This window comes from Shewanella halifaxensis HAW-EB4 (genome assembly GCF_000019185.1).
Lineage (GTDB): Bacteria > Pseudomonadota > Gammaproteobacteria > Enterobacterales > Shewanellaceae > Shewanella > Shewanella halifaxensis.
In genome coordinates this window covers 338,184-360,711 of the sequence record NC_010334.1, presented here as the reverse complement: position 1 = coordinate 360,711, position 22,528 = coordinate 338,184, and the positions used below count along the sequence as shown (strand labels likewise).

Genomic DNA, 22,528 nt, shown 5'->3' with positions numbered 1-22,528 from the left:
TACAAATCAATTATTGAAACTGATACGTTTTATTAATCTTTAAAGTTAAAAGCACATCTAATTAGCTAAATGAGAAATTTGCAAATTCAAAAAAGGAATGTCTAAAATGCGAAATTAAACTTTTTGCAAGAAAAGAACTATTAAATATCAAAAACAAAAAAAACATATAAAAAAATATAAAAACAAGCCATAAAAAGTCCCCCATCATCTTGCTGCACAATTTTAACTATTTAAGAACAGACGCTACAATTGAAAGCCGGATCCAATATACCTCTACAAAAAAACAATCGAGCTAAAACCTGTACACCGATAGAGATATGCTTAATCTATATTTCTGGAATTTGGCATATAAATAACTATACAAGCAATAAAAAACTTTATTTAAAAATCAGCAAAATAAAATTAGTATAAAAAATTCAAATTGGTTATTATCGAATTCAACATTTAACTTTCATTAACAGGTATTTAATATGAGAGATATAAGTTTTAGTGACTTGGATTTATTAAGCATTAATATACTAGTTAATCTTTATGAGCATAAATCTGCTACTTTTGTCTCTCATAAATTGAATGTTCCTGCACCAAAGATAAGTCGCTGTCTTAAACACGCAAGGGAAGTTTTTGGTAATGAACTTTTCATTCGTAAAAAGCACGGCTTAGTACCCAATGAATTTGCAGCTAAAGTCTACCCTATTGCGAAAGAGATCATTGAGTGCTCTAAAAATTTACAGAAGCTAAATGGTATACATGAACTAAGCCCGACTCATCATTTCGAAATTGTGGCTCCCGATCTAATCTCATATCCGTTTCCTAAAGTACTGCTTAACGCCATCAAGAATGCGGGTAAAGAGGTGAGCTTCAACATTGCCCCTTGGACTAAGAGTTCAATCAACGACATTATCAATGGCGAGGTCGATCTCGGCTTATGTTGTAGTAAGATGCTAGATAGCATTAAAGATACCGATGACTCGCTTAATGCCATACCACTGAAGAAGTTAAACAAAGTCTTCTTGGTTTGCCATCATGAGCATCCAATCTTAAAAGAAGAGATCACCTTAGAATCCATTGCAGGATATCCATTTATTAATAGTAACATGGGCCAATCAGAACTGGAGCAGAGTCCTTTCCAAGAATTTTGTCAATCACAGCAAATTAAGCTCATCACTGAGATGAACTTAACCGGGTTAACCGGGCTATTTGAATACCTGCGTTCTAGCCAAGGTATCGCATTGTTACCTTACAGCTCTATATTCACAATGATTAATAACACTCCAGATCTGCATGCTTGCCGCTTATCTGACGTAGAATCTGAACGCCTATATATGCATGTGAAAGAACCATACCTTTATTTGGTTTATAGCGACAGCAACAAAGACCCAAACTTACGCTGGCTCTCTTCAGAGGTAAAAGAGTTAGTGGAGCTATTGTTACATTAACGAATAGCCTGCCGACTAAAATAAAAAAGAGTGCCTAAGCACTCTTTTTTATAGCTAATAATGTAAACTAATTTGCCATACTCTGCTGCTCATACTGCTCTTGAGCAAGCGCCAGACTTTGCTGCAATAGCTTAGATAGCGCCGTTGAAAAGTCATTATCATGGGATTGATGATACTGCAGGTAATAACTGTAGCTGGCAAAGTCTCCATTTGGAAACAGTACCTTCTCATAAAAATCTGTCACATCAATATAATCGATATCGCTGCGACTATTGAAATAGAGGTAAGAAAAAATAGACGCTGTCCAACAGATATCATCGGTCTTAGCCACATGATTAAGCGCCATCGCTAAACTTGTTGTTTTGAAGCTCATCTTAATATCTAAGGAATGATCTTTTGTATAGCGTTCAAACCAGTGCTCTATCAAGCCCACCTTAGCGTAATTGATAAATACCAACTTATTCTCAAGCAAACGACTCAAGCTAACCTCTTTATCAAAAAAAGGATGAGCTTTTCTAGCTGCTAAAAAGTAATTTTTGACATCACCAATTTTAAAATTTCTCACTGACTCAGATTGTGTTGAGTTAACGGTTATCGCATAGTCAATTTTACCTTGGGCCAATAGCTCTTGAACATTATCGCTCCAAGCTTGGATGCTTACCGAAATTTCTAGCCCTTGGCGCTGACAGACTTCAGAAATCGAATCAACCAAGAATCCGGCCAAATGCTCCTGAGCGGCAATAATTAATTGATTTTTTTCTGGAAGCTGAGCTGTCACATCGGCCATCTGCTCGTAGGCTTGAACAATAGACTTGGCAATAGGATATAGCTTGTCCGCCATGATATTCGGCTCGACACCATATTGACGCCTAACAAACAGCTCATCATGAATGACTTCTCGCATATTGCTCAGCGCACGACTCACCTTTGGCTGTGTCGTATCAAGTTTCTGGGCTACAACAGAACCATTTTTAAACTCGACTAAACCAATAAAGACCTTAAGAGTAAAATAATCTAGCTTAGAAAGTTCCTTACGCATCAAATCCTTTGCCCAGCAGCATGCTTTATAATTATTGTATACAAACTATAACACTGAATAGTATAGGATTTTGTTATACCAATCACATATATACCTAATTATAGGTACAGACCATTAAGTGACTGACTGATGCCAATCAGTACTACTGACAAACAAAGCGCTTCATAAAGAAAACATAAGAGCGATCATACTCCTTTAGGCTAAAGCAAGTTAAACTAAGGCTATCAATAAGATGGTACTTATCTATGCAAACCGAACATACAGCTGAACTGAACCTGCTTTGGGGAACGTTAATCTTAGAAGAACTGGCCCGTCTTGGTGTCAAACACGTCTGTATGGCGCCAGGTTCCCGCTCCACTCCATTAACTCTGGCAGCGGCAAAACAGTCGAAGCTTAGCCAACATATTCATTTTGATGAAAGAGGCCTGGGCTTTATGGCACTCGGCTTAGCTAAAGCGAGCCAAGCTCCAGTTGCGATTATTACCACTTCAGGGACGGCAGTAGCCAACCTTTACCCTGCGATTATTGAAGCTTGGCTCACTCACGTTCCTTTAATCGTGTTATCTGGCGATAGACCACCAGAGCTCATCGACTGTGGTGCTAACCAAGCCATTATTCAGCCTGCTATTTTCGCTCAGTATGCCAAACAGCTCAATTTGCCAACCCCCGACTTGAACATAGCGCCCCAAGCACTACTGAGCCTGTTAGATGACGCTGTGTGTAATCAATCACAACCCGTGCATATCAACTGCATGTACCGTGAGCCTCTATATCCAAATGAGCCTAGTGTCGACTTTTCACGTTATTTAGCGCCCATTGCAAAGTGGCAGCAACAAACTAAGCCTTATAGCCAGTTCGCCACAATGAATTCAGGTCAGATGCCGACATCCGATGCCCTCGCACGTTTTGTTCACGGTAAAGGGGTGATTGTTGCGGCAACACTAGCGCCTGAGCAGCAGAGCGAAGAGCTTATTGTGCTTGCACAAAAGCTTGGCTGGCCCATTGTCACCGATGCTCAGTCACAGCTCAGACAGCACGGCGGCGCAATCGGTAATATCGATCAATTGCTGCAGCAGCCAAAATCTAAGGCGTTATTAGCCCAAGCAGAAAAAGTGCTTGTGTTTGGCGGACGTATTCTGTCAAAACGCTTGATTAGTTATCTCAATGATCAAGATTGGAAAGATTACTGGCAAGTGCTCCCGCAGCAACAGCGACTTGACCCAAGCAATAAACCTAAACAGGTTTGGATTGCTCCGGCGCATCAGTTTGCTGCACTAGCATGGCCAAGATCATCACAGGCCAATTGGGCACTAAACTTAGTACAGTTTAACGATGAGCTAGAAACCCTCTATCAGCAGCAAATTGATCATGCTGAATTTGGTGAAGCGCAAGCCATTCGCGCTATTGCTAAGCGCCAGACCAATGAGCAACAGCTGTTTATCGGTAATAGTTTGCCAATAAGACTGTATGATATGTTTGCGCCAATCACTACCTCTAGCGCCAATGTATTTACTAATCGCGGCGCATCGGGCATCGATGGCTTACTGGCAACGGCATGTGGCGTTGCCATAGCGGGGGCGAAACCAACGACACTGATCATTGGTGATATCTCGGCTTTACATGATCTTAATTCGTTGGCGATTGCACGCACGGTAACCAGCCCTTTCGTGATCGTTATCCTCAACAACGATGGCGGTAATATCTTTAATTTGCTGCCCGTGCCGAATGAACAACTGAGAAGCGACTACTACCGCTTGTCACACGGACTCGAATTTGGCTTCGGCGCGGCGATGTTTGGCCTAGCCTACAATCAGGTTGACTCGTTAAGCGACTTTATTGAGTCCTATGAGTACGCCATGACCTACTCGGGTCCCTCTGTCATTGAGGTCACGGTTGCGCAGAACCAAGCCAGTGAGCAGATAGCTCAGATATCAAGCTGGGTAAAACAGAGCTAATGCTGAGCTATCGCTGCAGAGGTCAAATAGGATCACCAGCCGTGGTACTGCTACACGGCTTTTTAGGCAGCAAAGAGGATTGGAATGAAATCATCGAGCAGTTAGCCGATGATTTCTTCTGCATCAGCATCGATCTTCCCGGCCACGGCGGTCATTGTAGTCATAACAGCCATGGCGATACCACACAGGCCAGCGGTAACAATCAGCTCGATTTCACGAGCCAGAGTCTCGAGTTACCGACGCCGGGGTTTAACCGCTGCGCCGAGCTTATTCACACCACGCTCGAACAACTTAATATCAGTCAATATCACTTAGTGGGTTATTCACTTGGTGGCCGTATCGCGCTGCATTTAGCGCGTCTCTACCCACAGGCATTGCTAAGCCTTTGCCTAGAGTCGTGTCATCCTGGATTGCAAAATCAAGCCGATAGAGTCGCTCGTAAAGCCAATGACTTAGCTTGGGCGAGTAAACTAGAGACCCTATCTATCAGGGATTTTTTAAGCCTTTGGTATCAGCAAGCGGTATTTAGCGACTTAACCGAAGCGGAGCGGGCAAAGCTTATCGACAAACGCGCCGATAACCGCCCTTTGCAGCTACTAAATTGCTACCTCGCAACCTCCTTAGCCGAGCAGCAAGACCTTTGGGATACCCCGAGCTGCCTACCTGTTGACTGCCACTTTATTGCCGGTCATCAAGACCATAAATTTATGGCGTTAGCCAAACGCTGGCAGCAGCAACAGCCACTATCACTACACTGCATCGAAGCCAGTGGCCATAACGTACATCTGGCAGCTCCCGAGGCTTTTGCAGAGCAACTCAAAACCATTTTTGCATCGAACTCTAACTTCTAACTAGACAGTGAGCACTCCATGACCGCGACTCTACAGCAAGCAAAGCCATTAACCTTAGCTAGGTTAGGTCTGTATCAGTTTGCTATCGATTTAGATAAGCCGCTGCCTGTAGGCAAGCAACGCATAGAACAGCGCCGTGGACTCGTGCTGGTAGCACAGACCCAAGAGCGACAAGAATGGGTAGAGATCTCGCCGCTTTGTGGTGTCGATAACCAAGGTGAAACGATTTCAGGCTTTAGCCAAGAGACGCTCGAGGGGGTGAGCCAGCAGCTACTGAATTTACTGCCAGAACTACAGCAGCAGCCTATCGATTGTTTATTAACGCTTGCCGAGCAGAGCAAGCTGCCGTCATTAGCCTATGGTTTGAGCCTAATGCATGCCAAGCTAATGGGTAAGCTCGACGGACACACATTAACTGCGCGCACAGTGCCACTTATCTATCGCCAAGCTGATGAGTCTCTTAGCCTTGTGGCTAACAGAGTTAGCGCGCTGCCTGAGACCATACTTTCAGTCAAAGTGAAAGTGGCTCAAGACTCATTAAAGGATGAGCTGCAGCTAATCCATCATATCTTAGCGATTCGCCCTAAGCTCAAGCTGCGCCTAGACGCTAACCGTGGCTTTAGCCTAGAGCAGGCTATCGAGTTTGCCGCCTGTGTGCCACTCGACAGCATCGAGTACATCGAAGAACCTTGTCAAAATCCTCAAGACAACCGTGCTTTCTATCAAGCCATTAAGATGCCTTGGGCGCTGGATGAGTCACTCAACAGTCCAGATTATCAATTTTCAATGCAGTCAGGGCTAAGCGCACTCATCATCAAGCCAACCCTGTTAGGCAGCCTCGAAAAACTACAGCAGCTGATTGATACCGCAGCAGAGCATGGCGTACGCACTGTTTTGAGTTCAAGTTTAGAGGCAAGCTTAGGTATTGAGGCCATAAGCCGACTGGCACAGATCTTCACACCCGACGAAACTCCCGGTATAGATACACTCGGCGCCTTTAGCCAAGATCTGCTGGTGAGTTCAGGTAAAGAGTACTGCCTAAAGCTTGAAGAGTTAACGCCGCTACTCGAACTAAGCTAGATTAGGCTAGGTTTGGTTAGATTAGGCTAGGTTTGGTTAGATTAGACTAGATGTGGCTAACATAAGACTAGAGTCGTAATAGCCTAGGTGGCGATACCCTAATCAGTCAGATAACTTCAATAATGGATCTCTGCATGCAAACTAAAACGCTCTCCCCCATCCATCGAGTCGCACTGCGCAGCAGCACGAGCGTTGCCTATCGATTGATGGGGCAAAGTGTTAGCTACGGCGCTCTCAGCCAAAGTGCTATCGCTTTGGCCGAGCAGTTATCAGCCATGGGCCTAAAACGCGGAGACCGCTTGGCTTGTATCGCGCATAACTGTCCGCAGCTATTGCAGCTGTACTGGGCCTGTGTCGACAGCGGTATCATCTTTTGCCCCATCTCGCCGCGCTTTACCGCTAATCAAGTGGTTGAGTTGATGCAGAGCCATAATTATCACCACTACTGGCTAGAAGCCTCACAACAATCTGACTCCAGCCTTATTGATACGCTCAACCGTCAGCCACAGCTAAAAGCTATCTCACTAGTCTTTAATCCGAGTTTGCAAGCGCAGCAAACAAGCGAGAAAGCGCAACTAACAAGCGAGAAAGCGCAACTAACAGTCGAGCCAGCGCCAGTACTTGAGCCACACATCGCCGTCAACGCCATTCTCACCTCCGGCAGCAGCGGCACACCCAAAGCGGCGGCCCATAGCCTAGCAAACCATATCGCCAGCGCCGCAGGCTCGAGTGAGTTAATAAAGTTAGCAGCTGAAGATAGCTGGTTACTGTCACTGCCGCTGTTTCATATCGGCGGACTCGCCATTTTAAACCGCTGTGCCCTCGCTGGCGCCTGTGTAGTATTTGAAGACAAGAGTCTATCGCTGGCAGAGCAGCTAACCCGAGATAGAGTCACTCATCTGTCCTTGGTAAGCGCCCAGTTACAGCAACTGCTCAATATAAATGGCGATAGCGAAAACAATGCCAAAAGCGACTGCTTAAGCCAAGTCAAAGCCATGTTACTGGGCGGCGGCGCAATCTCAGCCGACCTGCTAACCGAATTAGCTAAGCGCAATATCAAGGCCTACACCAGCTATGGCATGACAGAGATGGGATCGCAGATCACCACAGGCATCGCCTGCACTGATGGCTCAAGCGGCAAGCTGTTATCGGGACGCGAGTTGAAGATTATCGAGAGTGAAATATGGGTAAAAGGTGACTGTCTGTTTCTTGGCTATTTAACCGCAGAGGGTTTTAATCAGCCCATTGATAAAGACGGCTGGTTCTACACCAAAGATTTAGGCCACTTTGATGATAACGGCAATCTATGCATCGACGGTCGAGCCGATAACATGTTCATCAGCGGCGGCGAGAACATCCAACCAGAAGAGATAGAAGCCGCATTAAAGTTGCACCCGTTAATCAGCGATGCCATCGTTTTCCCCATCATTGATGCCAAGTTTGGCAATCTGCCAGCGGCCATTCTAAAACTGGTGAGTGGTACCAGTAATGACCAAGAGCAGTTGCCCTCGGAAGCCGAGTTAACTGCATTTCTAGCGAGCAAAATCGCCCGTTTCAAGCGACCAAGGCGTTATTACCCTTGGCCAGAGGTTAGCAGTGCTGGGATTAAGGTTATCCGCAAACAAGTGATTGCAGCAGTTAATCTCGCGAAATAGTGAGTTGAATTTCAGTCAACTTTTGACGCTTCAATCAAGCTCTGCTTAATAAAGATCGTAAAGTGTCATTCCTCTGCAGAGAGGAAACCTCGGGCTACAGTGGTTCCAATGGCCTGCGGCCGGCGTACTCTCTGACACTTGTTACACATAGCCTAACTCCAACAATCACAGCTGCTTAACTGTTTCTATTTCAGTATCTAATGTCGTCATTAGTCACGGCCTCCATCAGATGCAGCTAATTGCCTGCAGCAGGCATATGTGTAGACACTTCTTAGGCACGTTACAAGTACTTCCCTGTAAGCTCTACGATGGCAAACAACATCCCTTTTTAAAAGCCAGTTCGGTGTCCCTACCTCTCGTTCGAGAGCTTGATAACTTCGTTATCTCTCACCATGCCATCAAAGGCCTAAGCCGCATCTACACCGGGTTAGAAAAGCACTATCACCTAAGCTTCTAATCTCGCCTTTTATAGACATGCAAAACTAACAATCGTCACCTAACTCACAGGAAACACCAATTCCCCATCGAAGTTGCCGAAGTACGCAGATGGCTCTTTATCTAAAATAGTGCCGTGGAACCATCATGGATGATGGTTCAGGCTCGGGGGGACATGGATGTCCCATCTGAGCCGTTAGGCAATTTTTATTGGAGTATGAGGCTCGTATCTAATGCATGTAACTTCGTCGGGGCGTCATGGTGGATGCAAGGAGGATAAGGACGAGCAGTCCTCCTTGCCCGGGTGTGGGATGGAATCCTACGACGTTGGTCAGGCGCAGCCTGATGCATTACCCATGCGGGGCGAAGCACCACGACCTTTATCAAGCGAAGCTTGATTGCTAACACTTGTTAGACGCAGTCTAACTTAAAGCTCAGGTGCAGCCTGATATAACTGACATTTAACAAGTCGAGCAGAAGATCGGGAAATAAAAATGCTCGCACTGTAAAAACAATACGAGCATTGGCGTTCGTTAAACTCTAACAACGATGAGAGGAATTACTCAGGTGCCATCTCATTGGTGATTTGTTCTAAATTCACCATTGATACTCTCGCATCATTTGACAGGATATCGAGTAAAGCTGACAGCTCCATATCTTGAGGTGCTTTAAGTATGGCAAGCTTACCCTTGGTAAACTCGACTCCAAGCCCATGGCTTTTTGCGATAGCCTCTATATCTGCTTCATTTTTAAGTGATAGAAAGAACTTGCCATTTAAGGTTGCTACTTTTGAAACTTGGCCGCCTTTAATCATGTCACCTGCAAATAATTCAACGGGCCCAAAGGCACGTTGCATCATAGCAGGCCCACCTTTAGCCTCATCTTTAACGACTTTTTGGAACTTTTCACCCTGCAGATACACAGTGCCAATAGTGGAGTAGTCTTGTGTTACCACAATAGGTAACTCTTTCGTCACTGACGCGAAGGCTTGACTGGAGATGGCGAAGATTGCCATTAACATTATTGTTTTTTTCATTGTTTAGTCCTCCTCGTGACCAATAAAGCGTACTGACCAATTCTGTATAATACCTGGGCTAACATTGTTAGCTTGAGTGACATTTTCTACTGGATACCAAATAAACTCACCATCACCTTCACCACCGGTATCAACCACTTTCAAGGTCCAATCTCCTTCAGCCTCTTCACCATAGAAATGCGTTGAAGATAACAGCTTATTCACGTAAGCATCACCACCAAAAGCTTGACCGTACATACCATTTCTTGGGGTCATTAACACACTACGGGTACCTTCAGGAGAGATAAGTTCAATCGCTAAATCCGTCACTCTTGGATGATCTATGGTCACTAAGACTTCAACGCCCTCAATAACAAAATCATCTAAATCAATTTCCAGAGAAGCTGTTCCGCCGTTTGGATCGACGTCTGGCACTTCTACATTGACAGCTTTAGCATGCCATTGACTCACTAACTGAGGCGGTAGCTTGATATCTTCTAAATCGTCTTCAGACTCATGCCTTACAAGCTGAACCGCCTTGCTAACATTAGGACGGCCTAAACCGTAAAACAGGTGATAATCAAAACCTGCATCATTTTTCTGCCAACCATCAATTGCAGGGTATTCAACTAGATTTCCGTTAATATCAGTAAAGGTTAACGTTACCCCTTTATTGTTAGGATCGGTCTTTTTAGCCGTTAGCGCTAATACATGCTTTGCATCACGAGTCGTTAACTGAGGGTTAGCTGACATAACAGCCGCGATCGCCCCCACCATACTCGGTGCAGCAGATGATGTACCATTCATCACACTGGTATAATTACAATTAGGGTCATCAGCAGTCCCCCCATGAAGACCGTTTTTACCTAAACCAGTGCTATCATTAAAACCACTATCACAGCCCATCAGATCGGTCGTCACCATAGCAGGCGTCTCAGAACCATACTCTCCCCCTGTAGCCGCCATAAATACGTTGGCACCCACAGTCGAGTAGCTAGAGCGTTCACCATTTGCGTTAATGGCACTCACCGTTGTGCTCCAGTGAGTCGCTTTACTATTGGTCATATTACTATTTTGCATAGGTAGACCATGGTTACTCGCTTCAACATCGAAGTAATCGGCGGGTAAAAAATAATATCCTGCGTACCCATAATAGTTATAAGAGTTACCAGCAGAAGATACAAATGCAGCGCCGCGACCATTATTGCTATTACTGGCGACATCCTCCATCACTGCATTTTCGATAGCCAGTTGGGGATCGTTTTCAAGATCAAATTGAGGAATGAATAACGCTTGTGAACCATAGCTTTGATTAAATAGTTCGGTATTTTCAGTTCCCTCTCCATACCCGTGAGAAAGCAACCAAGAGTTCATGCTCTGTTCGAAAAGAAAATTGAAACCATTAATACCCGCTTTCGGAGCAATGCCTCTAACGCCCTCCCCGTTAAACCCTACCGCAGCAATAATCCCCCCGACAGCAGTACCATGGCCGTGTGTATCTTCTGGATAATCACTGCCTGTGATCAAATCCATAGAGCCCGGTACAACATTGTCGGCCAAGTCGATATGATCAATCTGCAGACCCGTGTCTACAACAGAAATTTGAACCCCCTGCCCAAGGGCCCCCTTTTTATGCGCTTGTTTGGTTTTTAAATCATTGCCAGCCTTGCCCCCATTTTCTGAGAAGGCGGCTTGGCCGGTATTTTTCAAATGCCATTGGTGTTTATACAGGGGGTCGGATTCTCCTGCATAACTGACTGTAGATAGCATCAGCGGCAAAAGCGCCAAGCTACACTTAGATAATTTAAGCGTCATATTGTTTCCTTTCATTTTTATTAGTTATCCCTAGCCACCATCGAACGTTAATAAAACGTTAAATCAAGGGCGGATTTAACAAAATACACACAATTTATTTTTTTTCAATTTGTATCACTATCAGAAGAGCAGGATAAGCAGTTAAAAGGAGGCGAAACCGTAAATAAATTGATACAAGCCTTAAGCTAAAGAGCGAGATGATTTTATGCTTAACAAAAATACCGACATCTACGGTTTTATCTTTTCTGCTACGCGGCGGCTTAGTTAAGCTAACTAGTGGGTATCTCCTATAATTAAACTGTTCAAAAAAACCACACACACCTAAGAGTAAATCGTTCGATGGCTCCAAGAGCGAATAATCAATTATGAGGATAAGAGCAATGAGTTTAGCTGATACCGTACAGAGAGGTTGGGAAGCCGTAGCTGCTGGAGATTTTGACAAGCTAGTCGCTGATTATGTCGAGGAGATGGTCTTCATCATGCCGGGGCAAACAGATATTTTAGAGGGACGAACTGCGTTCCGCTCAGCCTTGGACAGTCTTGGGGATCTCCTCCCACTAGGTTTTGAAATAACAGACCTGCGCCAAATTGAAGGTGACAATGAAGTCGTCTCGATTGTTGCTTGGAAGTCTGAGAAAGTCTCTGGCTCTCAATTTTCAGTATTATTTAAGTTTGTTGACGGAAAAATTTATGAGGAAAGATGGTTTGTAGATACTGAGCAATGGAAGGCTGCTTTGTGATCTCACAAAAAACATAAGTGGTGTAATTCAGGCTCTCAAAGGATGACATGTCACTTTTTATGGTGATGGTTTCAATGACCTATAATCAGCGCTGCACACGGATGTGCGAATGTCGTGATCGCATGGTCAATACTGTTCCCTACATCACAATGACATTCCCCATAGCCCTATGGGTCAGATGTGAAAGAGCGATCGTATATGCAGGCACTTCCGTGACACGCTGCGACACTTTATAAAAGAAAGGGCCCTGTCAGCTCTACAATGGCAAACAACATCCCTTTTTAAAAGCCAGTTAGGTGTCCCTACCTCTCGTTCGAGAGCTTGATAACTTCGTTATCTCTCACCATGCCATCAAAGGCCTAAGCTGTATCTACACTGAGTTAGAAAGGCACAATCACTAGGTTTCAGTGTTCATCACAGAAAAGCACAAGTCTACCAGTCGCTAATCAACTCACAGAAAACACCAATTCCCCATCGAAGTTGCCGAAGTACGTTGAAGAAATAACCGTGATGCCCACACGGATGTGGTCATAGCTTTCGCGGGGCAGGATGCCCCATCGGAAGCGTTAGGTTATTTCGAATAAGTACGAGGGAGACAACTTCGTCTGGGGGCTGAGGGTTCGCTAAGGGGGACAAGCGCTTTCCCCCTTGGCTTGGGTGTGGGCGAAGCGCCACGACGTTAGTTGTTAGACGCAGTCTAACTTAGAGATCAGGCGTAGCCTGATATGTGGCTTGGCCACGACTTTTATCAAACGAAGTTTGATTGATACAGAATTACCTACATGCCTAGGTAAACTCTAGGCATAAATGTTTCAGACATAAAGCTAAAAGCTGCCCATCCATGGGCTTTTGGCATAAATGTTCCAGACATAAAAAAACCTGCTTGGGTAAGCAGGTTTCAATTATCGCTAAAACTAGTGAAGCGGCTTAGTGGAGTTAAACCTCCATACACCCTTTCAGCTTACTCATCGCATTCTTTTCCAACTGTCGAATACGTTCAGCAGACACTTGATAGGTCGATGCTAAATCTTGCAATGTGGTCTTATCTTCATCTAACCAGCGCGCCTTAAGGATATGTTGGCTACGCTCATCAAGAGTCTTGATGGCCGATAGCAAACGCGCTTGATTATTCTGTTCCCAGTTGTCACTTTCAACTTGAGAAGCTAAGTCTGATGAATGATCTTCAAGATAATGCATAGGTGCATAATCATGCTCGTCATCATTGTCGCTAGCAAGATCAAATGCTGGATCTTGCGCTGCCATACGTGATTCCATCTCGGTCACATCGGCTTTCGACACCCCTAAACTGTCGGCCACCATTCCCACTTCACTATCGCTAAACCAACCTAAGCGCTTTTTAGCTTTACGAAGATTGAAGAATAACTTGCGCTGCGCTTTGGTGGTGGCAACTTTTACGATGCGCCAGTTTTTAAGCACATACTCATGAATTTCAGCTTTAATCCAATGCACGGCAAACGATACCAAGCGCACGCCCACATCAGGGTCGAAACGCTTAACCGCTTTCATCAGGCCGATATTACCTTCTTGAATTAAGTCAGCTTGCGGTAAACCATAACCAGAATAACCCTTTGCAACATGCACTACGAAACGCAGGTGCGACATAATCAACTGTTTCGCAGCCTGTAGGTCACCGGTCTCCTGTAGACGCTTCGCTAGCTCATATTCTGTATCGGCTTCCAACATCGGAATGTTGTGTGCTGAATGAACATAAGACTCGAGGCTTCCACTACTCTGAGGAACCATCAGTGCCATTGTTTGCGTTTGAACTGTCATTTACGCTCCTACTACTTTCTTACAAAAGGTCTAGCTAAAAATCTACTTGCGGATCCACTCATTGCTGAAATGGACTGTGAACTATCGACTAATTGACAAAATATGTCAACCATCCGCTTTATCTAATATGAGTCAATACTCATTATAGCCGGATAGAATCTTACACCGAGTCATTAGCAACGCAAATGAAAAAAAGTTCATCTTTTAAGCGTTGTTCACTAATACTTAAGACGGCTCTATCGCTCTCAAATGCTGACGTACAGAAAGATAGGAGCCTAACCAGCCTAAAAACGAAGCTAGCAGGACTAACTGCCCTAACTCTCCAAAGGTAAGAGACTCCAGATGCAGTGTACTACCATATAAGCCTAATAATTCCACTAGTGCAGAGTCCAAATACCAAACTAATAAGTTAATGATCACCCAGGCTAAGATCCCCCCAATAACCCCATACCAGATCCCGGTATAAAGAAAAGGGCGCTGAATAAAGGCTTCTGTGGCACCAACCAGTTTCATGACTTCAATTTCGCTGCGACGGTTCATTATCGCTAAACGTATGGTATTGCCTATCACCAGTACCACTGCTAATACGAGTAACGCTGCAATTGCGAGCACTGTTCGCTCCAATAACTTAACCACCGCCTGCAGACGCTCTAGCCACTCAATATCTAATCGACCAAAACTCACCTCAGGCTCTTGCTCAAGCTTACGCAGTAACTCTCTCGCTCCTGCTGGGCTTGAATATTTAAGGCTTGGCGTCACCATAACTACCGCAGGTAGAGGATTAGAGTCCAGATAGGAGAGTGCCTCACCAAAACCCGATAACCGCTGAAACTCTTCTAGTGCCTGATCACGATCGATATAGTTCACGTCACTGACTTCTGGGTAGACCTTAAGGCGGGTGATCAAGCTTTGGATCACCGTCTCGCTGCGGCCTTCATCGATAAACAGCGATATCTCCGCAGCGCTATTCCAAGATTCGGTAATGGTCTCTGCGTTTTTAACTAATACCTGCAAAGCGGCGGGTAAACTTAAGCTAACACCAAGTACTGCCATCGTCATAATGGATGAAATGGGGTTACGCCATAACTCACCAAGGCTAGCCATAGCATGTTGAATATGGCGGATAAAGAACATCACAATTCTGCCAGAAAATGGCAGTTTGCTTCGATTAAGCTGAGGTTGCTGACTCATTATTTATCCTCAGCTCTGCCAAAGTGATCGTGAGCATTTAGCTCTTCTGCACCTAACACCCGCCCTTGCTTGAGCGTGAGCGTACGGTATTTCATCCGTGCAATTAAACCGAGATCATGGGTTGCGATAAGTACTGTAGTACCTGCATCGTTGAAGGTTTCAAACAAGCGCAGGATATCCATCGATAACTTAGGATCTAGGTTACCCGTTGGTTCATCGGCAAGTAGCAGTGGCGGCTTGTTCACAATCGCGCGAGCAATACCCACACGTTGCTGCTCGCCACCAGACAACATAACTGGGTTATGGCGCTCTTTGCCATACAAGCCCACCATATCGAGGGCACCAGCAACACGCTTACGAATTTCACCAATAGAGAAGCCTTCAATAATCAAAGGCAAAGCGACGTTATCGAACACGCTCTTGTTCATCAATAGATGGTGGTTTTGGAAAATCATACCGATATCACGACGCAGATAAGGCACCTGCGAGCGAGTCACCTTGGCGATATCATGGCCATTAATAGAAACCCGACCGCCGTTAGCCCTTTCGATAACGGTGATCAGCTTGAGCAGCGTACTCTTACCTGCGCCAGAGTGGCCAGTTAAAAAGGCCATCTCACCACGCTTTAGATGGAAACTCACATCCGACAGGGCTTTTTGCCCGCCGGGATAGACTTTACTTACCTGCTCAAATCGAATCATTAATTAGATTTCTTGTTAGTTGGCGATATCGCATCGAGTATGCTGCTTAGATTATCTTCTTTAAGCTAACGCTATTTAGCGTCTTTGTCGTCTTTTGTCTGACTAAACAAGGCTTCAATAAAGTCTTTAGCATCGAAGGTTCGTAGATCGTCGATCTGCTCACCCACACCAATATGGCGAATTGGAATGCCAAACTTATCGGCGATAGCAAAGATAACCCCACCTTTTGCGGTGCCGTCTAGCTTACTGATAGTAATACCAGTTACGCCAACAGCCTCTTGGAACAGCTGCGCCTGACTAATCGCGTTCTGACCCGTGCTCGCATCTAAGGTTAGCATCACCTCATGTGGCGCTGTTTCATCTTGTTTCTTCATCACTCGAACGACTTTCTTCAGTTCGTCCATCAAGTGCGCCTTGTTCTGCAAACGACCCGCGGTGTCGGCGATCAACACATCGACCTTACGAGCACGAGCGGCTTGCAGTGCGTCAAACAACACCGATGCACTGTCGGCACCGGTATGCTGGGCGATAACAGGAATGTTATTACGCTGACCCCAAACTTGTAACTGCTCGACGGCAGCTGCACGGAATGTGTCACCCGCCGCTAACATCACAGACTTACCTTGTGCCTGATACTGCTTAGCAAGCTTACCTATGGTGGTGGTTTTACCTACGCCATTGACGCCAACCATTAAGATCACAAATGGGCCATCGGCATTTTCTGGCACTAATGGCACAGAAACCGGTTCTAGCGTCTTTTGCATCTCCTCACGCAGTAACTCATATAGCGCTTCGCCATCTTTTAGCTGCTTACGGCTAGCCTGCTCGGTTAAATTCTTAATCAAGCGCGTAGTCGTTTCCACGCCCACATCGGCAATCAATAACTGTTCTTCTAACTCTTCGAACAGATCGTCATCGATCTTCTTACCACTAAACAAACCAATAAAGCCGCTACCGATACTCTCACTGGTACGCTTAAGGCCGCGCTTAAGACGAGCAAATAGACCCTCTTTAACCGGCTTAGCCTGTGGTTCTGGTTGCTGCTCCTCTGCCGCTTCTAGTTGTGCGGCTTGGTCTGCAGCTTCAGCTTCAATACGCTCAGCTTCAATACGCTCGGCTTCAATGCGCTCGGCTTCAATGCGTTCTGCTTCAATGCGTGCAGCTTCAATGCGTGCAGCTTCAATGCGTGCAGCTTCAATGCGTTCAGCTTCAATGCGTGCTGCTTCAATGCGTGTAGCTTCAATTCTTTGGGCTTCAGCTTGTTCAGCTGCGATACGTGCTGATTCAGCCTGCTCGGCCACCACTCTTTCAGACTCAATACGCGCAGCTTCAATGCGTTCTGCTTCAATGCGTGCAGCTTCCGCTTGAGACGCTTGCTCAGTCGCAACTCTTTGAGCCTCAGCCTGCTCGGCTATCACTCTTTCAGACTCAAGACGCGCAGCTTCAATTCTTTGGCCTTCAGCTTGCTCTGCTGCCTCTCTTTCAGATTCAAGACGCTCAGCTTCGATTCTTTGAGTTTCTGCTTGAGCCGCCAGCTCTGCTGCTAAACGAGCCTGTTCAGCTGCCGTCTCTTCTGCAACTCTTTGGGCTTCAGCCTGCTCTGCCGCATGGCGCTCAGCTTCTACACGTTCCGATTCAATACGCTCGGCTTCAGCCTGCTCCACAGCTAGGCGTGCTTCTTCTGCAAGCCTTTCCGTTTCGGCCTGCTCGGCAGCGAGACGCTCAGCTTCAGCTCTTTCAAGTTCAAGCTTTTCAGCTTCTTCTAATTCAAGCTTTTCAGCTTCTAATTTCGCCGCTTCTACAGCCTGCGCTTCTTCGTTAGATTTATCCTTGCGGAACCAGGAAAAAAAACCTTTCTTTGCCATGTGTTATACCGGTGCTCAAATAGCTGTACATAAATGCATTAGGGTGGAGGACGTTATATCAAAAACCAGCTCAAATTACGCTGATAAAAACAGCGAAAACGCCATTCTGACGGATTCTAACGACTGCTTTTTACCTTTTAGCTGTGCTTTGATATAAAATAACGACCTAAATTCAGACGCCATAGTCTACCACTTTCTTTCATTAGGCAAAATCACGAGGACACCATGGTCAAAAAAAGACCTTCTAGCGGTCAAGTTAGGATTATTTCAGGCCAGTGGCGCTCTCGAAAGCTGCCCATTCACGACCTTGAAGGGCTGCGCCCAACCACAGACCGTGTCAGAGAGACTCTGTTCAACTGGGTTGCCAATGACATTCGCGGTGCTCGCGTACTCGACTGCTTTGCCGGTAGCGGAGCGTTAAGTCTTGAGTCACTGTCACGATATGCCAGTTACGCCAAGATATTTGAGCTACAAGTCCAAGCCGCTAAGCAGTTGGTAGCTAACTTAGCCACGCTAAAGTGCGATAACGCCGATGTGATCAAGGGTGACAGCCTAGCTCTGCTGGCTAATAAGCCCAGCGAAGGCTTCGATCTGGTCTTTATCGACCCACCTTTTAGAAAGTCACTAGCCGAGAAAAGCATTAGCCTTATCGATCAGCACCAATGGCTTAACGACGATGCGCTTATCTACGTAGAAACCGAGAGTGAAATCGCGATGCTAACCGTGCCAGGGAGCTGGAGTTTGCTTAAAGAGAAAAAGGCTGGCCAAGTGATCTACCGTTTATATCAATATTCAGCCGAGTCTGCGCTCGATGAAACGACATGTGACACCGAGGAAACCAATTAAATGAAAGCTATGCTAGTTCTAGGTAAAATTGTTACCGCATTCGCTTGGTTAATGATGCTATATAATTTAGTTTCGCCTTTTGCAGGCAATATTGCGGTGATCCTCAACATCCTGTTTGCAATGACTATTTTTATGCACTGCTTTCAGACGCTTATCTTCCACACTATGTTTAAGCCCCTGCTGCCACTGAAAAAATCAGATTACCTGCAGGTATTCCTTTTCGGCGTATTCAGCCTACTGCAATATCGCAAGCAGGTAATGGATAAGCAGGTTCAAAACGGTTAAAGACCGGACAAGCCAAGACAGTACTAAAACGAAAAAGCAAAGACGAGCGCTTCGCTTACGAAAAAGCTGCAATGACACCAGATTGCAGCTTTTTTAGGGACTAGATCCTAGGACGCTTCGCTGCGAGGACGGGCTACGCCCTGCTAGGAAAAGAAAAAGCCTTACGGGCTAAAGCCCGACCTACTGAAAAATATGCTTTTCCGTCTTAGCTTTTCCTAGGACCTAGAACCTTTCTTCGCCTTTCCTAGCGCCTTGCTTTTCCTTCTTAGCTTTACCCGGCTTTCACCGTCTCAGCCCTATCCGGCTTTTATCATCCCAGCCTTATCCGACTTTCATCGCCTTAATTTAAAAACAAAAAAGCCCCAATTAAGGGGCTTTTCACGATTAACCTGCAGACTTAACGGTCTGGACTAATTCTAAAGGAGCTTGCGTATTATCCCTTAGGATAAACGTGAGCAACACCTTTGTGACAGTCTACACAAGTCTTACGCTTGTCTTCAGCTTTCTTGAAGTTGTTAGCGTGCATTCTCTTCGCCATCTTCTTCATAGACTCAGGCTGGTTCTCGTAGATACGAGTGTGGCAGTGTCTACAGTTAGCAGAGTCATTACCTTTGAAATACTTAAGCGCTAGATCGGCTTGCTCTTTACGGTTTGCATCCAACCACTCTTGAGTGTTGAAACCGTCGATAGTTAAGTAGCCGTATAGATCTTTAGATACAACGATCTTCTTAATTAGGTATTTAACTGGGTTGTGTGGAAGGTGACAATCTTGACATTGTACCGTAACACCAAAGCTATTACCGCCATGAGGTGAAGCTAGCACTTCATCTTTCAATGAGTGGTTGCTGTGACAGCTCATACAGAACTCATCTGTACTCGTAGCGTGTAAAGTTTGCTGTGTAGCAAAGTAGCCAACAACACCGACAACGATACCGACAACTAGTAATGCCAGAATCGAATATTTTGCGCTAGGTTTAAATAGTGCTCGCCAGTTCATCACTCTTCTCCAAGTATTTAATTTTTATATCGATGTAAGTTAACTTCATCTCTATTTATGTCACGCAGTATAAACTAAATCCTACTCATTGTTCTGGAACTAAAAGTGCAAAATGAGACATGGCTCTAACTCTCATTTTTGAGTTGGGACCGGCTTATATTACATGCATCATTACTAAAGCTACGTTAAGGCCTTGATTATAACAAGATTAACAACCTATCAACTTGATACATGTGTGGTTTAAATTATTTTCTTTGAAATTCTTTTAGATGTAAAAGTGAAGCGGCACACACACTTAAAATCAAAAAAATTCTAAATTTTTGAAACTTTTTCACTAAAAGAGAGGTCTTTTAAATTACATCAACTTTGTGACACAACTTTAAGGTTAGGCATGCGTAAGCAAATAGCATATTTAGCATTTTTCATCGTACTGGTTGGACAGTTTATTCTGTCTCCAGCGATGGCTATGCCTAAATATTTGCATGCCAGCTCTCATACTTACCAACATATCGAGTCACAATCCTCGCTCGTATCCACTCCCCCCTTGATAACTGAAAGCAATACGCTCTCCGATATCGCCGACTCACAGATGAACTGCGCATCAAAAGTACTAAACTTGACCTTGGTTAACATCGATTGTGACGCCCTATGTGAGATGCTAGGCGCCAGTGACTGCGTCTCCAGCTGCGTCTCGGCTCCCGGCATTGTGGAGCAAGAGCAATTACCGCTTACCGCTCAAAGTTCAATCGCCAGTCTACAAACGATTTTTTGGTCTTTGCAGACCGCTGAACTCTCCTCGGTCAACCCTCCTCCCATCAGCCTTTAAGCTTCATCTCAACTCAAATTTAGTACTTAGTCTTGGATATGAGTTTGAACTCAATAATAACATAAGTACTTAACTTTACATACATATTGCGCCCTATAGTTTCACATATCATTTGATAGTGGCCAGTAGCGAACTGTCTCACATCATTTTGACGCTAAAGCGGTAATGACTTTTCACATAGCTCAGCAGAGCCTAAAGAAATTACCTCTCTGCATCGTTTGCAGAGGCACTCAATAGCCAAAGAGATATTCGCATTAATAACCATTTAATTTTATTTGGAGTTTATTATGAAAAAGTTTATCAGCGTAATCGCATTATCATTATTTAGCTTTACCTCTTCTGCCGCTTCGGTGTCCTTTCCTGAGTCGATTGAAGTATTAGCCGTTAACGGATTAAGCAAGGTTAATAGCCAGTACTTGCAGCTCGATGAGGGACAAAACTTGATTGAGCTACAGTATCGAGATCTATTTGAAAGCAATGCAGAAGATTCGAACTGGGTGAGATCAGAACCGCTTTACCTCTATATTGACCTCGAAACAGCCGCTAACTATAAGGCGTTCACACCGAGCATCTTGTCTGAAGAGGATGCTTACCAATTTATCGATAACCCTACCATTAAGCTTAACGATGGTATGGGTAGCGAGAAACAGGTTAGCCTTATGACCCATGGACAACTGATGACAAAATTACTACTGTCAAAACAGTAATATATTAGTCAAATTATTTATAGGTTTGGCACATTGAGCAGATGAATTTGTGAAGTTTATCAATGTGCCGTTTAATTCCTATGGTAGACTAAATACTGCTTATTATTTGGAAACATCATGCTTAGCATAATCCGTCGTCATACATTACTAGCCTTTACGCTACTCGCTTTGTTGAGTCAGTTAGTGCTATCTAATGGATCGCTGATGGTACCCAGTGCTTTGGCTGATGAAATGACAATGATGAGCATGCAAGACGGAACTGGATGTCATCAAGTTCAAATGGCGGAAGACACTCATTGCTGCGATTCTGACGAGCAAATGCAAATGCTTCCCGGCGACTCTAAGCATTGCTGCAACGGCAACGGATCATGCCAGAGTGACTGCAACCATTGCTTGGTTATTTCAGTAACAGGTACCCTGTTTAGCGTATCACCTTGGTCAGGGTTCAACGCTTCCGAAATTGCAATGGCCACTCCAATGCCTCATTTCCACTCTATTTCATTGCCACAAGATTTAAGACCTCCAATAGCTTAAACAGAGACTCACCGTCTCGTTGCGACTATCTGTTCGCAAATAAAAAACCGTTATTAATCTTAATCAGCAATTATTTTAGCCGTTAATTGTTCTGTTGCTTATGCTAAGCACAGGCATTCGGCCATCTATACGATGGAGTTGAGTTATGAAAACCCTTATAAGTTTAGCCTTATCTGCCCTGTTATTTCTGTCTTGGACGGGTACAGCAACAGCAAATGAGCACCATAATGGTGCCCATAAAAGCCAGCATGCTGTACAAAGCCAAGATTATGCTTGCCCTATGCACCCTGAAGTAACTGGCGTTAAAGGTGATTCTTGCCCTAAATGCGGCATGGACTTAGAAGCAGCTAAAACTGCGACTAAAGGCCACGCTAAAAACTGTGATTCTTGCCCCAATAAAGAGTCGTGCCCTAATAAAGCTAACAAGCACCACCAACATATGAGCAAGCATACCCATGCATGCCCTATGAACCCGGCTATTACTGGCAAAGCAGGCGAGAGCTGCCCTAAGTGCGGCATGGACCTAGAACCTATCGCAAAAACCGATAACGCTAAAAACTGTGACTCTTGCCCTAACAAAGAGTCGTGCCCTAATAAAGCTAACAAGCACCACAAGCATATGAGCAAGCATACCCATGCATGCCCAATGAACCCAGCTATTACAGGTCAAGCAGGCGATAGCTGCCCTAAATGTGGTATGGACTTAGAACCTATCGCGACAGGCGATAAAGCGACTAAATCTGATCACATGCATCACTAAT

20 protein-coding genes are annotated in these 22,528 nt (G+C 44.9%); 12 read left to right on the top strand and 8 right to left on the bottom strand.

The window, feature by feature from the left end; all coding sequences use genetic code 11:
- Positions 1 to 470 precede the first annotated feature (470 nt).
- On the top strand, positions 471 to 1,436 hold the full coding sequence (locus SHAL_RS01505; protein WP_012275430.1) for a LysR family transcriptional regulator: 966 nt from the start codon (positions 471 to 473) through the stop codon (positions 1,434 to 1,436).
- 67 nt (positions 1,437 to 1,503) lie between these two features.
- Here the strand turns inward: SHAL_RS01505 and SHAL_RS01500 are convergent, their stop codons facing one another.
- On the bottom strand, positions 1,504 to 2,475 hold the full coding sequence (locus SHAL_RS01500; protein WP_012275429.1) for a LysR family transcriptional regulator: 972 nt from the start codon (positions 2,473 to 2,475) through the stop codon (positions 1,504 to 1,506).
- Between the two features lie 245 nt (positions 2,476 to 2,720).
- Between SHAL_RS01500 and menD the strand changes: the two genes are divergently transcribed.
- The 4 genes from menD (at position 2,721) to menE (ending at position 8,016) form a co-directional block, all read left to right on the top strand.
- Positions 2,721 to 4,430, top strand: a complete 1,710-nt coding sequence (gene menD, locus SHAL_RS01495) for a 2-succinyl-5-enolpyruvyl-6-hydroxy-3-cyclohexene-1-carboxylic-acid synthase (RefSeq protein ID WP_012275428.1) — start codon at positions 2,721 to 2,723, stop codon at positions 4,428 to 4,430.
- Positions 4,430 to 5,281: a 2-succinyl-6-hydroxy-2,4-cyclohexadiene-1-carboxylate synthase gene (menH, locus tag SHAL_RS01490; RefSeq protein ID WP_012275427.1), complete on the top strand. Its 852-nt coding sequence runs from the start codon at positions 4,430 to 4,432 to the stop codon at positions 5,279 to 5,281. Before menD ends, menH begins: the two co-directional genes overlap by 1 nt.
- Positions 5,282 to 5,299: 18 nt before the next feature.
- Complete coding sequence (gene menC, locus SHAL_RS01485; RefSeq protein WP_012275426.1) at positions 5,300 to 6,361, top strand: o-succinylbenzoate synthase; 1,062 nt, start codon at positions 5,300 to 5,302, stop codon at positions 6,359 to 6,361.
- A 134-nt stretch (positions 6,362 to 6,495) separates the two neighbouring features.
- Positions 6,496 to 8,016, top strand: coding sequence for an o-succinylbenzoate--CoA ligase (gene menE / locus SHAL_RS01480; RefSeq protein WP_150102045.1), 1,521 nt, complete (start codon positions 6,496 to 6,498; stop codon positions 8,014 to 8,016).
- Between the two features lie 994 nt (positions 8,017 to 9,010).
- Here the strand turns inward: menE and SHAL_RS01475 are convergent.
- Entirely contained in the window at positions 9,011 to 9,487 is a 477-nt protein-coding gene (locus SHAL_RS01475; protein WP_012275424.1) for a serine protease external chaperone, read from the bottom strand.
- 3 nt (positions 9,488 to 9,490) lie between these two features.
- Positions 9,491 to 11,281 (bottom strand): S8 family peptidase, encoded by a 1,791-nt coding sequence (locus tag SHAL_RS01470; protein WP_041415789.1) that lies wholly within the window; start codon positions 11,279 to 11,281, stop codon positions 9,491 to 9,493.
- Positions 11,282 to 11,661: 380 nt separating this feature from the next.
- Here SHAL_RS01470 and SHAL_RS01465 point away from each other — a divergent pair, with 380 nt between their 5' ends.
- Complete coding sequence (locus SHAL_RS01465) at positions 11,662 to 12,021, top strand: nuclear transport factor 2 family protein (protein WP_012275422.1); 360 nt, start codon at positions 11,662 to 11,664, stop codon at positions 12,019 to 12,021.
- Positions 12,022 to 12,957: 936 nt separating this feature from the next.
- Here SHAL_RS01465 and rpoH read toward each other — a convergent pair.
- From rpoH to ftsY, 4 genes are all read right to left on the bottom strand, one after another.
- A complete protein-coding gene (gene rpoH / locus SHAL_RS01460; protein WP_012275421.1) occupies positions 12,958 to 13,815 on the bottom strand; it encodes an RNA polymerase sigma factor RpoH in 858 nt (285 codons plus the stop codon).
- A 225-nt stretch (positions 13,816 to 14,040) separates the two neighbouring features.
- Positions 14,041 to 15,006, bottom strand: a complete 966-nt coding sequence (ftsX, locus tag SHAL_RS01455; RefSeq protein ID WP_012275420.1) for a permease-like cell division protein FtsX — start codon at positions 15,004 to 15,006, stop codon at positions 14,041 to 14,043.
- Positions 15,006 to 15,707, bottom strand: a complete 702-nt coding sequence (gene ftsE, locus SHAL_RS01450; protein ID WP_012275419.1) for a cell division ATP-binding protein FtsE — start codon at positions 15,705 to 15,707, stop codon at positions 15,006 to 15,008. Before ftsE ends, ftsX begins: the two co-directional genes overlap by 1 nt.
- Positions 15,708 to 15,778: 71 nt before the next feature.
- Positions 15,779 to 17,572, bottom strand: a complete 1,794-nt coding sequence (gene ftsY / locus SHAL_RS01445) for a signal recognition particle-docking protein FtsY (RefSeq protein WP_012275418.1) — start codon at positions 17,570 to 17,572, stop codon at positions 15,779 to 15,781.
- Positions 17,573 to 17,797: 225 nt separating this feature from the next.
- Here ftsY and rsmD point away from each other — a divergent pair, with 225 nt between their 5' ends.
- The gene (gene rsmD, locus SHAL_RS01440) at positions 17,798 to 18,418 is read left to right on the top strand and encodes a 16S rRNA (guanine(966)-N(2))-methyltransferase RsmD (protein WP_012275417.1); all 621 of its coding nucleotides are present in this window, start codon (positions 17,798 to 17,800) and stop codon (positions 18,416 to 18,418) included.
- The gene (locus SHAL_RS01435) at positions 18,419 to 18,703 is read left to right on the top strand and encodes a DUF1145 domain-containing protein (protein ID WP_012275416.1); all 285 of its coding nucleotides are present in this window, start codon (positions 18,419 to 18,421) and stop codon (positions 18,701 to 18,703) included. It abuts the gene before it with no gap.
- A 433-nt stretch (positions 18,704 to 19,136) separates the two neighbouring features.
- On the opposite strand, the gene SHAL_RS01430 is transcribed toward SHAL_RS01435, so the two are convergent.
- Positions 19,137 to 19,700: a NapC/NirT family cytochrome c gene (locus SHAL_RS01430; RefSeq protein ID WP_012275415.1), complete on the bottom strand. Its 564-nt coding sequence runs from the start codon at positions 19,698 to 19,700 to the stop codon at positions 19,137 to 19,139.
- Between the two features lie 391 nt (positions 19,701 to 20,091).
- Between SHAL_RS01430 and SHAL_RS01425 the strand changes: the two genes are divergently transcribed.
- The 4 genes from SHAL_RS01425 to SHAL_RS01415 all read left to right on the top strand — a co-directional run bounded on the left by SHAL_RS01425 (position 20,092) and on the right by SHAL_RS01415 (position 22,527).
- The gene (locus tag SHAL_RS01425) at positions 20,092 to 20,526 is read left to right on the top strand and encodes a hypothetical protein (RefSeq protein WP_012275414.1); all 435 of its coding nucleotides are present in this window, start codon (positions 20,092 to 20,094) and stop codon (positions 20,524 to 20,526) included.
- A gap of 287 nt (positions 20,527 to 20,813) precedes the next feature.
- Positions 20,814 to 21,233 carry a DUF2057 family protein gene (locus SHAL_RS01420; RefSeq protein WP_012275413.1) on the top strand — a complete coding sequence of 140 codons (420 nt, stop codon included), beginning with the start codon at positions 20,814 to 20,816 and terminating at the stop codon, positions 21,231 to 21,233.
- 117 nt (positions 21,234 to 21,350) lie between these two features.
- Positions 21,351 to 21,767 (top strand): hypothetical protein, encoded by a 417-nt coding sequence (locus SHAL_RS22470; protein WP_012275412.1) that lies wholly within the window; start codon positions 21,351 to 21,353, stop codon positions 21,765 to 21,767.
- A 145-nt stretch (positions 21,768 to 21,912) separates the two neighbouring features.
- The gene (locus tag SHAL_RS01415) at positions 21,913 to 22,527 is read left to right on the top strand and encodes a heavy metal-binding domain-containing protein (protein WP_012275411.1); all 615 of its coding nucleotides are present in this window, start codon (positions 21,913 to 21,915) and stop codon (positions 22,525 to 22,527) included.
- The last annotated feature ends 1 nt before the right edge of the window (position 22,528 follow it).

What these genes read in the sequence shown, in the direction of transcription:
- SHAL_RS01505 (WP_012275430.1), top strand. Translation starts at nt 471, where the DNA reads ATGAGAGATATAAGTTTTAGTGACTTGGATTTATTAAGCATTAATATA.
- SHAL_RS01500 (WP_012275429.1), bottom strand. Translation starts at nt 2,475, where the DNA reads ATGCGTAAGGAACTTTCTAAGCTAGATTATTTTACTCTTAAGGTCTTT.
- menD (WP_012275428.1), top strand. Translation starts at nt 2,721, where the DNA reads ATGCAAACCGAACATACAGCTGAACTGAACCTGCTTTGGGGAACGTTA.
- menH (WP_012275427.1), top strand. Translation starts at nt 4,430, where the DNA reads ATGCTGAGCTATCGCTGCAGAGGTCAAATAGGATCACCAGCCGTGGTA.
- menC (WP_012275426.1), top strand. Translation starts at nt 5,300, where the DNA reads ATGACCGCGACTCTACAGCAAGCAAAGCCATTAACCTTAGCTAGGTTA.
- menE (WP_150102045.1), top strand. Translation starts at nt 6,496, where the DNA reads ATGCAAACTAAAACGCTCTCCCCCATCCATCGAGTCGCACTGCGCAGC.
- SHAL_RS01475 (WP_012275424.1), bottom strand. Translation starts at nt 9,487, where the DNA reads ATGAAAAAAACAATAATGTTAATGGCAATCTTCGCCATCTCCAGTCAA.
- SHAL_RS01470 (WP_041415789.1), bottom strand. Translation starts at nt 11,281, where the DNA reads ATGACGCTTAAATTATCTAAGTGTAGCTTGGCGCTTTTGCCGCTGATG.
- SHAL_RS01465 (WP_012275422.1), top strand. Translation starts at nt 11,662, where the DNA reads ATGAGTTTAGCTGATACCGTACAGAGAGGTTGGGAAGCCGTAGCTGCT.
- rpoH (WP_012275421.1), bottom strand. Translation starts at nt 13,815, where the DNA reads ATGACAGTTCAAACGCAAACAATGGCACTGATGGTTCCTCAGAGTAGT.
- ftsX (WP_012275420.1), bottom strand. Translation starts at nt 15,006, where the DNA reads ATGAGTCAGCAACCTCAGCTTAATCGAAGCAAACTGCCATTTTCTGGC.
- ftsE (WP_012275419.1), bottom strand. Translation starts at nt 15,707, where the DNA reads ATGATTCGATTTGAGCAGGTAAGTAAAGTCTATCCCGGCGGGCAAAAA.
- ftsY (WP_012275418.1), bottom strand. Translation starts at nt 17,572, where the DNA reads ATGGCAAAGAAAGGTTTTTTTTCCTGGTTCCGCAAGGATAAATCTAAC.
- rsmD (WP_012275417.1), top strand. Translation starts at nt 17,798, where the DNA reads ATGGTCAAAAAAAGACCTTCTAGCGGTCAAGTTAGGATTATTTCAGGC.
- SHAL_RS01435 (WP_012275416.1), top strand. Translation starts at nt 18,419, where the DNA reads ATGAAAGCTATGCTAGTTCTAGGTAAAATTGTTACCGCATTCGCTTGG.
- SHAL_RS01430 (WP_012275415.1), bottom strand. Translation starts at nt 19,700, where the DNA reads ATGAACTGGCGAGCACTATTTAAACCTAGCGCAAAATATTCGATTCTG.
- SHAL_RS01425 (WP_012275414.1), top strand. Translation starts at nt 20,092, where the DNA reads ATGCGTAAGCAAATAGCATATTTAGCATTTTTCATCGTACTGGTTGGA.
- SHAL_RS01420 (WP_012275413.1), top strand. Translation starts at nt 20,814, where the DNA reads ATGAAAAAGTTTATCAGCGTAATCGCATTATCATTATTTAGCTTTACC.
- SHAL_RS22470 (WP_012275412.1), top strand. Translation starts at nt 21,351, where the DNA reads ATGCTTAGCATAATCCGTCGTCATACATTACTAGCCTTTACGCTACTC.
- SHAL_RS01415 (WP_012275411.1), top strand. Translation starts at nt 21,913, where the DNA reads ATGAAAACCCTTATAAGTTTAGCCTTATCTGCCCTGTTATTTCTGTCT.